This is a genomic window from Zavarzinella formosa DSM 19928 (genome assembly GCF_000255705.1).
Taxonomy (GTDB): domain Bacteria; phylum Planctomycetota; class Planctomycetia; order Gemmatales; family Gemmataceae; genus Zavarzinella; species Zavarzinella formosa.
The window spans coordinates 1306927-1319370 of record NZ_JH636439.1; the positions used below are offsets into that span (position 1 = coordinate 1306927).

Annotated in this window: 9 protein-coding genes; 6 read left to right on the forward strand and 3 right to left on the reverse strand. The window is 57.2% G+C overall.

What is annotated here, in order from left to right; all coding sequences use genetic code 11:
* Positions 1-89: 89 nt before the first annotated feature.
* Entirely contained in the window at positions 90-1499 is a 1410-nt protein-coding gene (locus BGIM_RS0106225; RefSeq protein WP_020468937.1) for an alpha/beta hydrolase, read from the reverse strand.
* Positions 1500-1622: 123 nt separating this feature from the next.
* On the opposite strand from BGIM_RS0106225, the gene BGIM_RS0106230 reads away from it, so the two are divergent.
* A complete protein-coding gene (locus BGIM_RS0106230) occupies positions 1623-2258 on the forward strand; it encodes a hypothetical protein (protein ID WP_020468938.1) in 636 nt (211 codons plus the stop codon).
* 22 nt (positions 2259-2280) lie between these two features.
* Here the strand turns inward: BGIM_RS0106230 and BGIM_RS0106235 are convergent, their stop codons facing one another.
* Together BGIM_RS0106235 and BGIM_RS0106240 are read right to left on the reverse strand one after the other, a co-directional pair.
* Positions 2281-3057 carry a putative hydro-lyase gene (locus BGIM_RS0106235; RefSeq protein WP_020468939.1) on the reverse strand — a complete coding sequence of 259 codons (777 nt, stop codon included), beginning with the start codon at positions 3055-3057 and terminating at the stop codon, positions 2281-2283.
* 126 nt (positions 3058-3183) lie between these two features.
* Positions 3184-3591: a hypothetical protein gene (locus BGIM_RS0106240; RefSeq protein ID WP_020468940.1), complete on the reverse strand. Its 408-nt coding sequence runs from the start codon at positions 3589-3591 to the stop codon at positions 3184-3186.
* A 154-nt stretch (positions 3592-3745) separates the two neighbouring features.
* Here BGIM_RS0106240 and BGIM_RS0106245 point away from each other — a divergent pair, with 154 nt between their 5' ends.
* The 5 genes from BGIM_RS0106245 (at position 3746) to BGIM_RS0106265 (ending at position 12433) form a co-directional block, all read left to right on the forward strand.
* A complete protein-coding gene (locus BGIM_RS0106245) occupies positions 3746-5254 on the forward strand; it encodes a sigma-54-dependent transcriptional regulator (protein ID WP_020468941.1) in 1509 nt (502 codons plus the stop codon).
* Between the two features lie 186 nt (positions 5255-5440).
* Positions 5441-5971 (forward strand): hypothetical protein, encoded by a 531-nt coding sequence (locus tag BGIM_RS0106250; protein ID WP_157368636.1) that lies wholly within the window; start codon positions 5441-5443, stop codon positions 5969-5971.
* A gap of 27 nt (positions 5972-5998) precedes the next feature.
* Positions 5999-7357 (forward strand): efflux RND transporter periplasmic adaptor subunit, encoded by a 1359-nt coding sequence (locus tag BGIM_RS0106255; RefSeq protein ID WP_020468943.1) that lies wholly within the window; start codon positions 5999-6001, stop codon positions 7355-7357.
* Positions 7358-7429: 72 nt separating this feature from the next.
* Positions 7430-10951 carry an efflux RND transporter permease subunit gene (locus BGIM_RS0106260; RefSeq protein ID WP_020468944.1) on the forward strand — a complete coding sequence of 1174 codons (3522 nt, stop codon included), beginning with the start codon at positions 7430-7432 and terminating at the stop codon, positions 10949-10951.
* Between the two features lie 54 nt (positions 10952-11005).
* Positions 11006-12433 (forward strand): sensor histidine kinase, encoded by a 1428-nt coding sequence (locus tag BGIM_RS0106265; RefSeq protein ID WP_020468945.1) that lies wholly within the window; start codon positions 11006-11008, stop codon positions 12431-12433.
* Positions 12434-12444 lie beyond the last annotated feature (11 nt).

Consider the following 12444-nt stretch of genomic DNA (forward strand, 5'->3'; position numbering starts at 1 on the left):
TTCGGAACCGTTTGAAAAGGGCCATGTGGCCCAAAAGGTGAATTGGCCCGAATGAGATGCGAGGGGGGAGATTCATTCTTTTCACCGGCTCACTTTGTCTTCGCCGCCAGTTTGTCAAAGAACGCAAACACATCTTTCGCCGCCTCTTGCACGATGGCGAGGTGTTCGATGTCCTCGTATTCCTTGAACGTCACCGGGGTTTTCGCGGCCGTCAGCGAATCGTTCAATTGCTTAGCGCCCTTCAATGCGATGTCTTGCTTGCCGCAACCGATGAAGAAGGGAAGGTCTTTCACGGCCTCCGGTTTGTCGATCTTTCCACCGCCGCCGAGGGCCGCCACTCCGGTGAAGCGTTCTGGAGTTTGCTGGGCCAGGGCGGTCACATGTCCCGCCCCCATTGAGTGGCCGACGAGGAACACCCGTTTCCGATCAATGGGATAACGCTCCGCGAGTTGATCAAGGATAGCCGGGACATTCGGGGTGGGGCCGAACATGCCGTTCACCCGCGTGGCCACGATCAGCCAACCACGTTCAAAGGCCATTCGGGGAACGATGCCGTTGCCATAGGCGTCGAAGAACATGTTTTCGGAACCTCCCATGCCGTGCAAGGCGAACACCACCGGCACGGGGCTTTCCTTGGTCATTGACACGGGTAATCGAATTCGCACGAAGGACGTGGCCTTTTCCGTCGGCAGGGCCAGCCAATGCTCTCCGCTGTGGCCGAGGGCATAGAACGGTTCCTTGGATTCAATCAATTGTTCGGCTTCGACGATGAGTTTGGCGGCGGGGTAATCTGTCTCCGGGACAGTCTTGGTCGCGAGATCACCGAGCAGTTTCGTGAGGTGGGCGAGGGTGGCCTGTTCGATGGCGTGTGTCAAGGATTTGGCGTCCAAGACTCCACGAAGTTTGGCGAGGCGTTTGTCCAGATTCTCAACACGAGATAGCGTGTGTGTTTTGATGCCCAGCACTTTCCCGCCGGAGACGACGGCCACGCTCACTGGCAGATCGGCGGTGACCAAGCCCGGAATATCCTTCAAAGCCACTGTCACCGTGACGGGGAGTTTGTCGATGGGAAATTCCTGCGCCCGTGACCGGCCGACGATCACATGGATGACGGGGTTCGCCGGAGCGTCGCCGTCCGGTTTGTAAAAGAGTTTCACCGCGACCGGCCATTCGGTGGCCTTGGCGTCCAACAACCGGGATTCGGGCAGCACACTGACCGCGTCAGCCCATTTCACGCCCGCCGGAGGAGAGTCGGGGGAAAGCAGGGCGTGCCTCGCTTCGTCGAGGTATTTGGCCGCCCCGGTCATGTTGAGGCTGAAGAAACTTTGCACCGCTTTGTTGATGAGCGGAGTGGCTCGTTTCTTTGCCTCCGCCGACGGCGACTGTGTTTCCCATGCCAGTTCCAAATCGTGGACTTTTTTCCCGAGAACGTAGCGTTCCGTCTGGGCGCTGGCGAGGCCGGCCCAGAGCAACCCGACGAGACAAATGGTCAGACGCATCAGTGGATTCCAATGAGTTGGGCAGACGGCCGGGTGAGATTCGTCTTCATTATTCTAGTCGCCGCGAGTCGGGAAAATGTCTAAAACTCTTTCAGAAGAACGACTTCCATCGGAAAGGCCGCCGTGCGTCACACCTTGGCAATTCTCTTGTTGCTGTTTTCGTTCACCGGGGCCCAGGCCCATTGCTGCTTTGGCGGGTATCACCGGAGTTATTGTGGGCCCGCCTGTTATTCCCCGCCGGTCTACGCCATGCCGTATTGGTCCTCGCCGATTTATTACCAACCCGTTTGGGTGAATCCGGTCGTCATGCCCGTGACGCAAGTTCCGGTCTATGGGATAACGAACCCGCCACGAACCAAACCTGCCGAGGGGGCGAATCCCAAGATCGCCAATCCCCGCATTCCCGTCGATAACACGGAACCAAAAAAGATTCTTCCCGCGCCGAAAGCCGTTCCTCCGGCGAAAATCGACCAACCGAAGACGAAGGAAAAGGAAAAATCCGTCTCCATCGATCAGTTCTTGATCCCTGCCGAGAAGATCCGCGCGGAAGCCCCGGCTGAGGTGAAAGTTGGCATCTTCAACCATAGTGACCGTGAAATGGAACTGGAGATCAACGGCGAATCCGTGAAACTCCCGGCCGATCAATATGTCACGTTGCGAATGCCGCGAACATTCACTTGGGCGGTGAAGGGGCAGACGGCCAAGGAAGTAAAGGTTCCCGCCGATGCCGACGGGTTGGAGATTGTCTTCCGCAAGTGAGACATACTTGCTCGGTTTTTGCCTACGTTCCGCTGCGAAGGTCGGTCAAGAACATATGACCGGGCGCGTGGGTGATGGCAAACGGCAATTTCGCCCGCATGAGGGCCGCTTGCGGCGTCACCCCGCAGGCCCAGAAGACGGGCAATTCGCCCGGCCGGATGTCCACGGGATCGCCGTAGTCTGGCTTGGTAATGTCATGGATGCCAATGGCCGATGAATCGCCGACGTGAATCGGGCCGCCGTGGGATCGGGGGAAGCGTTCGCATATTTTGGAGGCCGCCAAGGCTTGCATCGGAAGCATTGGCCGCATGGACACTACCAAAGGACCGGCAAAGCGACCGGCGGCTTGGCATTCCAAACCTGTGTTGAACATCGGCACATTGCGGCCTTGTTCCAGATGCCGCACCGGAATGCCTTCGGCCAGCAAGGCATGTTCAAATGTAAACGAACATCCAATCAAAAATGACACGAGATCATCCCGCCATAATTCGCGGAGATTAGTTGGCTCATCTGACACCCGGCCATCCCGCCAGACACGGTACTTGGGAAGGTCTGTTCGCAAGTCTGCCCCGGCCGTCGATCTCTTGGGTTCCGGGTCGCCGATATCGGTCACATCAAGCAATGGACAGGCCCGCGAATTGCGATGGCAAAACAAGAGAAAATCAAACGCGAATTCCTTGGGAACGATCACCAGGTTGGCCTGCTCGTATCCGGCGGCATACCCGGTTGTCGGTCCGGTGAGTTCGCCAACGCGACAAGCCATCCGAACATCGCCCGCCGTTTGGAAAGCCTGACTCATGAGGTGGCCTTTGGAGATCGAGATAATGCTCAGCCAATCTCTATTTTACCAATCCAATTGACACGAAAAAGCCCCCGGAGAATCCTCCGGGGGCTTCAGGAATGATCTGTGGGGAAGACCCGCCATTTATTGGGCAAATGTTCGCTCAACAGAAGCCGGGGCACTGGTGGCGGCTGGCGAAGCCGGGACGGCGTTGGACGGGATCGACCGGATGATCGGACGGCCGCCGGTGACGATTGGTGTATGACGAGCACCTTCAATTTCCGCGCTGGCCGCCTGCGGCGTCACCTCGGCGGGAGGCATCTCCACCTGGCGGGCGGCCCGGCCGATTCGGCCGAGGAAAAATCCGATGGCCATGAGGATAAATCCCGTCAAAAACAGGCCGGAAACCCAAAAACCGGAATTGCCGGTGTCGGTCGCGCCACGCATGTAGGTGAAATAGTAAACCGCCGTCCAGACATCGATCAACGCGCCAACAGTGATATAGATGATGGCCGTGCTGGGTGCAAAGGAAGGTCGGGTTAGAATCGCCATGTTGATGGCTCCTCGGAAAATTTGAGTTGTGTTCCAATAGTTTGAAGCAACTTGTATGCCAAACGGACCAGTCCAATGAAGCGGATGCTGGCAGCAAGTAGTCTGTTGCCAGATTGAAATTGTCGAACAATCCGACTGTTGAAGAACCAATAAGATGAAACCAACCCTTTGGTTTCTCATCCGTCTGACGTTCAAGACCCCGATGCACAAACTGCTTTTGATTGACGACGAACCTGTCATCCAACATGCGTTTCGCAAAGCGTTTCATTTGCCGGAGTACGAAACTCACACGGCGAGAACCGCAGCCGATGGCTTGCGGATGCAGTCCGAGATCAAACCAGATGTCATCGTTCTTGATGTCCATCTTCCGGATGCGGACAACCTTGCTGCCTTTGACCAAATCAAGGCTGTCGATTCCCGGGTGCCGATCATCTTGATCACCGGTCACGGCACGACCGATCTGGCCATTGAAGCCATGAAACGCGGGGCGTTCGATTACCTGCTCAAACCCGTCTTGTACGAAGAACTGAAAGACGCCATTGATCGCGCTTGTGCCTGTAGTCGGCTGGTGGCAACCCCGACGATTGTTGGCGACGCCCCGGCCGTCGAAGATCGGTCGGATGCTCTTGTGGGGCGATCCCCCGGAATGCAAGAAGTTTACAAAGCCATCGGTCGCGTGGCGGCGACGGACACGACTGTATTGATCCTTGGCGAGAGCGGCACTGGGAAGGAATTGATCGCCAGGGCCGTTTGCCAATACTCGAAACGGAAGAACAAGCCATTCCTCGCCATCAATTGCGGAGCTATCCCGGAAAACCTGATCGAGAGCGAACTGTTCGGGCACGAAAAAGGGGCCTTCACCGGGGCGGACCGCAAACGCATCGGCAAGTTTGAGCAGTGCCATGGAGGCACGCTTTTCCTTGACGAAGTGGGGGAGATGCCTTTGCTCGCCCAAGTCAAATTGCTGAGAGTGTTGCAAGAGCAACAGTTTGAGCGGGTAGGCGGCGACGAGACGCTCCGAACGGATGTCCGGGTGATCGCGGCCACCAATTCCGACTTGGAGCATCTGGTGGCCGCCGGACGTTTTCGCTCCGATTTGTATTTCCGGCTCAATGTCTTCACCATGCGTCTGCCCCCGTTGCGGGAGCGAGGCGACGACATTGAATTGCTGGCCGATTACTACCTTGCCCGCTTCGCCCGTGAACTGGAACGGCCGGTTCCCGCCTTGCCCCCGGACACCAAGGTCTTGTTGCGGAGTTATCGATGGCCGGGGAACATCCGCGAACTGCAAAGCGTTTTGAAGCAGGCATTTCTGCAATTAAGCGGATCGGTGCTGGTGCCGGAATTGTTCACCATCAATCATGTTCCCAAAACACCGGCCGCACCGCCGCCGGGACAACCGGTGGCCGAATCGCGTCCGTCGCTTGATTGGGAAGCGTTCATCAACGAACGATTGGAAGCCGGTTCTTCCGAACTTCATGCCGATTGTCTGAACATGATGGAAAGACAATTGTTCTCACGAATTTTAAACCGCACGGGTGGAAACCAAGTTCGGGCCGCCGAAGTGCTGGGGATCACTCGCGGCACGTTGCGGAACAAATTGCGGCTTTTGGGAATCAATGTTGATCGCAGTGTTGGAATGGACGACGAACCCGCTGATTGATGATCGACCACGCCACTGGTGGATGTTTGACCACCTCATCGGGTTCTCATCTCATTAGTTAACTCTTCCGTCATTTCTCGCGGAAATCTCGTCAAAAGTAGTAATTTTAGGCATGGCATGGGGATTGCTTCTCTAGGTTGCTGAATCCACATTCAGCCGAGACACCCACCTATGAACATCGCCAGGATGTTTCCCCTTCCTCTCGTTGCCTTCATGTTTCTCTCAATGGCAACAGCCGAGGACAGCAAGTCCGATTCCAAGACGACCCCTCCGGTCAAATCGACCAAAAGGGATCCGAACACCAATATCTTCCCCGCCGGGTCGGTGACCGGGACGGTCGTGAAAGTGACGGACGATCAAATCATCTTGAAGGTCAACGAGACGGTGAACACACCCGGCCCGAGTCGGCGGGTAAATGTCGGCGGTCGCACGGTGTCCGTGCCAACCACCAAGACAAAAACCGTCCAAAAGGATGAGACGTATTCACTTGAATCGGACGCGAAACTGAAGGTCATCAACAAAACAAAAAATAGCGATGCTCCTTCGTCGATCTCCGATCTGAAGGCCGGGATGACGGTGCTGGCTTACCTGAACAAGCACGTTCACGCCAACATCAATGGTGGAAAGCCGGATATCTCGTTTTTTGTCCGTGAAGTGGATTTCACCCCGCAGGCCGCCCCGGCTACTCCGGCTACCCCGTCAACATCTAAGAAGTAAGCACAACGCCCGGAAGAGGTTTTTGTCATGTCCGCCTTGTTCACTCGTTATCCGTGGTTGGCCCGTGGCTTGGTGGCCGGTGGCGTGATTGTCACGGGCCTCGGGGGAGCGGCCGTTTACATGACTGCCACGACTCCGAAGGCCGCCGGTCAGTCGCCGGCCGCGAAGACGGAAGCCCCCGCCAAGATGGTTCGATTGGAAGACCGCCGAATTCGGGTCCCTGAAGAACTAGCCCGAAATATGCGCATCAAGACCGCCGAGGTCGCGGCGGCGAATCATCCGGTTCCGCTTCCCGCCTTGCAGGGCTGCCTGGCCCTCGACAACAATTCGCTTGCCCGTGTCCATTCCCGTTTCCCCGGGGAAGTGGTGGCCTTGGGCACCACAACCGAGGCGGCCGAACCTTCTCTCTCTTCGCAACCCCCCGTTGCGAAAGTTCGGCCACTTCGGTTTGGAGATTCCGTCCGACAGGGAGATTTGCTGGCGGTGGTGTGGAGCAAGGATCTTGGCGAAAAGAAAAGCGAACTGGTCGATGCGGTTTCCAAATTAGAAGCGGACGAACAGGCGTTGGCCCGCGTGACGGAACTTCAACGGCAAGGAGCATCGCCGGAACGAAGTCTGCGGGAAGCCGAACGAACCGTGCAATCTGACCGGGTGGCTGTCGAACGGGCCGAGCGAACACTCAAGTCGTGGCGATTGACCGCGGAAGAAATTGCCGCCGTTCGGGCGGAGGCGGGTCGGCTCAACAAAGCCGACGCCAAACGAACAGAATGCGACCATTGGGCTCGTGTGGAAGTCCGCGCCACGCAGGATGGGGTGTTGCTCGAAAAGAACGTCTCCGTTGGCGACATCGTGGACACGACCGGCGATTTGTACAAAATCGGCGACTTGTCGCATCTGGTGGTTTGGGCGCATGCTTTTGAAGACGATCTGCCGATGTTGCAATCTCTTCCCAAGCCAATGCACTGGAGCGTGAATTTGCCCAGTCGGCCGGGTGCTTCATTCTCGGGAACGCTAGAGCAGATCGGCGCTGTGATTGATCCGAACCAGCACACCGCCTTGGTGACGGGGCGTGTGGAAAACCCCAAGGGCGAATTGCGGATTGGTCAGTTTGTCACCGTGCGTTTGTCCCTGCCGCCGACAAGCGGGGAACTCGAATTGCCCGTGGATGCCGTCACCGAGGACGGCCGGGAGAGTGTGGTTTTTGTTCAACAAGCCGGCAAGCCGACGGAATATGTCCGGCAAACGGTTCACGTCACCCGGCGGTTTCGGGAAACGATCCACGTCCGTTGCGAGGGGTCCGGGTTAAAGGTCGGCGATCATATTGTGACGACCGGTTCGCTTCTCCTCCGCGATGCCTATGAGCAACTGCCCAAACCGACGGAATAGTCCCGTCGGTCGCCCGCCACCTCTTTCGTCAATTGACATCCCGTACTTGATCGCCCAACCCTCCGGTGTTTCATGGTTCGCAAGCTCATTGAATGGGCCGTCGCCAATCCGCTCATCATCCTGTTGCTCGGGGCCACTCTGGCCATCGGCGGCGGTTATGCGTTTACGCATGTGAACATCGAAGCCTACCCTGACCCGGCTCCGGCCATCATCGAGGTGGTCGCCCAATATCCGGGGGCCAGCGCCGAGGAAGTCGAACGACAGGTGACGATTCCGCTTGAAGTGGCCCTCGCCGGTATGCAGGGTTTGGAAACCACACGAAGCAAGTCTCTGTTTGGTTTGTCCCACATCCGCAATCAGTTTGACTACTCCCGTGATTACGAGCAGGCGAAGCAAGACGTGCTCAACCGGCTGGCGATGGTGAATCTTCCGGCCGGTGTTTCGCCCCAGATCTCGCCGGCATCGCCAGTGGGGGAAATCCTCCGCTATACCTTGGAAAACCCGCGAGATTCCGCCACTGGAAAGCCGCTTTATACCTTGAGTGATCTCAAGGCCATTCAAGACTACGTGATCCAGCGTGAGTTAATGCGAGTCCCTCGGATTGCCGGGGTGACGGGTGTTGGCGGCATGGTGAAAAAGTATGAGGTTCAACCGGACCCGGATCGCCTGCGGCAATACGGTGTGACGTTGAATCAATTGTTGGCGGCCCTTGGAAACGCCAATACCAACGGGAGCGGGGATAATCTGACCCAAGGGCAATTGACGATTGTTGTCCGCTCACTTGGATTGTTGGGACAGGGACAAGATCCGCACCAGCAGATCTTGAGCATGACGAGCCCTGTCGAGGCCGCCGAATTCTTGCGAAGCGAAGAAGCCCGGCGCATCCGCGAGATCCGGCAGGTGGTTGTCGCCAGCGTCAATAACGTGCCGGTCACCGTCGATCAATTGGTTGACGGGGGGCCGATGCTCAACGCGGATGGCACGCCACGGGTGGACGACCATCAATTGATTCGCACAGGGGTGATTGTCGGCATGCAAACCCGACAGGGCCGCGTGGCCATGACCAGGCCGGTAAAAGACTCGGAAGGCAAATGGCAATTGAATCCGGACGCCTCCCCAATTTGGGAAGACAACGACGATGTGATCCAGGGGATTGTGCTGCTCCGCAAGGGCCAGGAATCTCTCCCGGCCCTTAAGGATGTGATTGCGAAAATCGACGAGCTAAACCAACCGGGCCATTTGCCGCCCGGTGTCCGGATCGTGCCGTTTTACAATCGAACGGAACTCATCAACCGGACGACGGAAACAGTTCACGAAAATCTGATTGTCGGCATGATACTCGTCACCACCATTTTGCTGATGTTCCTCGGCAACGTGCGGGCGGCGATCATCGTCGCCCTCAACATTCCGCTCGCCCTGATGTTTGCATTCGGGGTGTTATTCTTCCGGGGCAAGTCGGCCAATTTGCTCTCCATCGGGGCCGTTGATTTCGGCATCATCGTTGACTCGTCGGTCATCATTGTCGAGAGCATTTATCGAAACCTGACCGCTCATGCCGATCACGGGGAACAAACCTCTCTTGGTGAACGGGTTGTCAACGGGGCCGGACAGGTGACCAAAAGTGTGTTTTTCGCCACCATCATCATGGTGTGCGCCCTGCTGCCGCTGTTCACGATGAAGGGGCCGGAAGGCCAGATCTTCGGTCCAATGGCCGATACCTATGCCTTCGCCCTTTGCGGGGCCTTGATGCTTGCGTTGACCGTGTCTCCCGTGCTGTGTTTCCTGTTGTTCAAAAAGCTCAAGGCCAAGAGGGATAACTTTCTGGTGCGGGGATTGCAATCTGCTTTCCTCTGGCAATTGAGCATGCTCCTCAAGTTCCGTTGGATTGCTTTCGCGGTGTTTCTGGTCGCTCTCGCTTATACCGGTTACACGGCCGCAATGATGGGCCGGGAGTTCATGCCCGAACTGGAAGAAGGGAACCTGATGGTTCGCGGCACCTTCCCGGTCAATGTGTCGATGGGGGAAGTGACCAATCGATCCGCGCAATTGAGAACCTTGCTGCGGAATTTTCCCGAGTTCAACGTGATCGTCTCCACCATCGGCCGACCGGACGACGGCACCGATCCGACCGGCTATTACAACATCGAAACTTTCCTGCCGCTTCGTCCCCAAGACGACTGGCCGGTTGATGCCAAGCGTGGCCGCCCCCGCTCAAAGCCGGAGTTGGTTCACGATCTGGACCAGGCCCTTGAAGAGAATTTTCCCGGCGTTGATTTCGACATCTCGCAAATCATCCGGGACAACGTGATGGAGGCCCTTTCCGGCGTGAAGGGGGAAAACTCGATCAAGATTTTTGGGCCGGACCTCGATTCGCTGGAGGAAACCGCCATGAAGGTGCGCGACCTCATCAACGATGTTCCGGGGGTGCAAAACGCCGGAGTGTTCCGCATTCAGGGGCAATCAAACCTTGAGTTTCCGATTGACCGGCAAAAGTGCGCTCGCTGGAATGTGACGGCGGCGGATGTGCAAGCCGTGATTCAGACAGCCATTGGAGGGAAAGCCGCGACGCAATTGCAAGAAGGCGGCAAAACCTTTGAGGTGTCGGTGCGCTGGCCGAGACGCCTGCGCGGAGACGAACAGTCGATCCTCGCCATACCGGTGCCGGTGAATGGAAACCAAGTTGTGCCGAACAACCAAACGGCCGTCGGTGGCACTTCCGTTGGCGGTGGAAGCGTTGGCCTGTCACCAACCGGAACCACAATGACCATGCCGGCATTAAGTGGAAACATTTTCAACGCCCCGGCTTTGTCAACCGGCACTCCCGTTCGTCGGCTCGGCGACTTGGTGACCCCGCTGGATGCCCGAGGCCGGCCGGATGAAACCGCCTCTTTCTTGCGTCCCGGCGCTTCGACGATTTACCGTGAACAGGGACAGCGATTGATTGCGGTGAAATTTGAAGTGCGCGGCCGGGATTTAGCCGGCACGGTGGCCGAGGCCAAATCGAAGGTCGAACCGTTGATGAAAATCCCCTATCGCTCCGAGTGGAGCGGCGAATTCAAGCAAATGGAGGAAGCCGAAAAGCGGATGGCCCGGATGTTTGCCGTCTCCATTGTGTTGATCGGATTGTTTTTGTATCTGGCGTTCAACTCGTTTCTCGACGCGGCAGTGGTGTTCGCCAACGTGCTGGCGATGGGTATCGGCGGCGTGTGGGCGCTGAAACTCACCGGGCTGAACTTCAACATCTCGGCTGCTGTCGGTTTTATCTCGATTTTGGGTGTGGCCGTGATGAATGGTTTGTTGTTCGTCTCGGCCTTTAACAGCCATCGGGCGGCGGGGATGCCGCTTGAGGAGGCATTGAACAAGGGAACGGCCCAATTGGTCCGCCCCGTGATCATGACCGCTTTGGCAGCCATCCTCGGATTGCTCCCGGCGGCGATTTCCACGAAGATGGGTTCAGAATCTCAACGTCCGCTGGCCGTGGTTGTGGTCGGCGGGATGCTGTTCACCATCGCCGCGTTGAACCTTGTTCCGGTGCTTTACAGTTTCTACGGCAAACGCACGCCGCCGGCCGGTGCCGGAGGAATGAGTCACTGACGGTTTGGACGCGCAACGATAGACTGACGCACTCGGCGCAAACCGTGGATCACCATGTCGCTTAAACTTTATCCCCGGCGACTTCTTTTTTTCACCACCCTTTTCAGCGGTCTGGCGTTGGCGGTTTGCGGGACACTGGCAGTGTCCCTGGCCCGCGAACAATCACACACGGCCGATGTGCTGGGGGAAAACATCGGGTCCCGACGGGCGGCCGCCAATCTGGAGGAGGCCGTCCGGGATTTGCTGGCGTTGCACCAGCGCAAGGCCAAAGACGTCGAGGCAATTCACGAGCGGGTTGAGCAGCATCTCATTGAAATCGAAGAACTCGCGGACAAGACCGAGGAACGGCGATTGGAAGAACTGATCGCGAAAAGCTACCAAAAATATCTGGATGAATGGAACCGTCGTCCCAAAACGGATGACCAACGGGAAGTCTTGATACGCCATTTGAACGAAGAAACCCTGCCGGTTTGTCAGCAGTTGCGAAACTTGAATGCCAACCTCATCGAGGAATCCGAGAAGGATCTCCGTCAATCCCTGCGGCGCATGGCTTGGGGACTCGGCGGGGTCGGCGGGTTGGCCTCCGTGGCCGGATTGGTGCTGGGATACGGCCTCGCCCGAAATCTCCGACGGACGATCCACCGTTTCCTTGTCCACGTCCAAGGGGCGTCTGATTTGCTTGGCCAGGAGTTGCCGCCAGTTGAGTGGCAGCGAGACGGTGAAAGGCTTGATGATGGCGCCGACGATTTGCTCCACCGGGTGGGGCAGGTGGTGCAGAAGCTCCAACAGAACGAGCGTGAAATTCGTCGAAGCGAACGGTTGGCGGCCGTGGGACAACTTGCGGCCGGAGTGGCCCATGAGATCCGCAATCCGTTGATGTCGGCCATTCTGCTGTTGGAAACTGCCCGTCGTGATCCGGCCGCCGGGGGATTGAGCGACGAAGAACTGGTGATGATTGAAAACGAGTTGCTTCGGATTGAGAGTTCCCTGAAGACGTTTCTCGATTTCGCCCGGCCGCCAAAGTTGGAGCGCACGCGGGCCGATTTGGCCGCTGTGGTGCGAGATGCTTTGGCGCTCACACGGGGCCGTATTGATCGTCAGAATGTTCGCGTCATTCTGTCACATCCGAAAAACGAATGCTTTATCGATGGCGACAAAGACCAACTTCGACAGGTGATTCTAAATCTGATTTTGAACGCACTAGATGTCATGCCGCACGGTGGAAATTTGACCATCGAACTGACTCAGCCAACATTTGGGCGATTGATCCTCTCTGTCGCTGATTCCGGATCGGGAATCAGCCCGGAAATCCAACCGCGGCTTTTTGAGCCATTTGCCACCAACAAAGAAACTGGCATCGGCTTGGGATTGGTGGTTTCAAAACGAATTGTTGAAGATCACGGCGGCCGGTTAACTGGCGTCAACGGTCCGGCTGGAGGGGCCGTATTTACCGTCGAACTCCCGTCAAATGTCGCTGCTTGAGTGCGTTGCAG

What these genes read in the sequence shown, in the direction of transcription:
- BGIM_RS0106225 (WP_020468937.1), bottom strand. Translation starts at nt 1,499, where the DNA reads ATGCGTCTGACCATTTGTCTCGTCGGGTTGCTCTGGGCCGGCCTCGCC.
- BGIM_RS0106235 (WP_020468939.1), bottom strand. Translation starts at nt 3,057, where the DNA reads ATGAGTCAGGCTTTCCAAACGGCGGGCGATGTTCGGATGGCTTGTCGC.
- BGIM_RS0106240 (WP_020468940.1), bottom strand. Translation starts at nt 3,591, where the DNA reads ATGGCGATTCTAACCCGACCTTCCTTTGCACCCAGCACGGCCATCATC.
- BGIM_RS0106245 (WP_020468941.1), top strand. Translation starts at nt 3,746, where the DNA reads ATGAAACCAACCCTTTGGTTTCTCATCCGTCTGACGTTCAAGACCCCG.
- BGIM_RS0106250 (WP_157368636.1), top strand. Translation starts at nt 5,441, where the DNA reads ATGTTTCCCCTTCCTCTCGTTGCCTTCATGTTTCTCTCAATGGCAACA.
- BGIM_RS0106255 (WP_020468943.1), top strand. Translation starts at nt 5,999, where the DNA reads ATGTCCGCCTTGTTCACTCGTTATCCGTGGTTGGCCCGTGGCTTGGTG.
- BGIM_RS0106260 (WP_020468944.1), top strand. Translation starts at nt 7,430, where the DNA reads ATGGTTCGCAAGCTCATTGAATGGGCCGTCGCCAATCCGCTCATCATC.
- BGIM_RS0106265 (WP_020468945.1), top strand. Translation starts at nt 11,006, where the DNA reads ATGTCGCTTAAACTTTATCCCCGGCGACTTCTTTTTTTCACCACCCTT.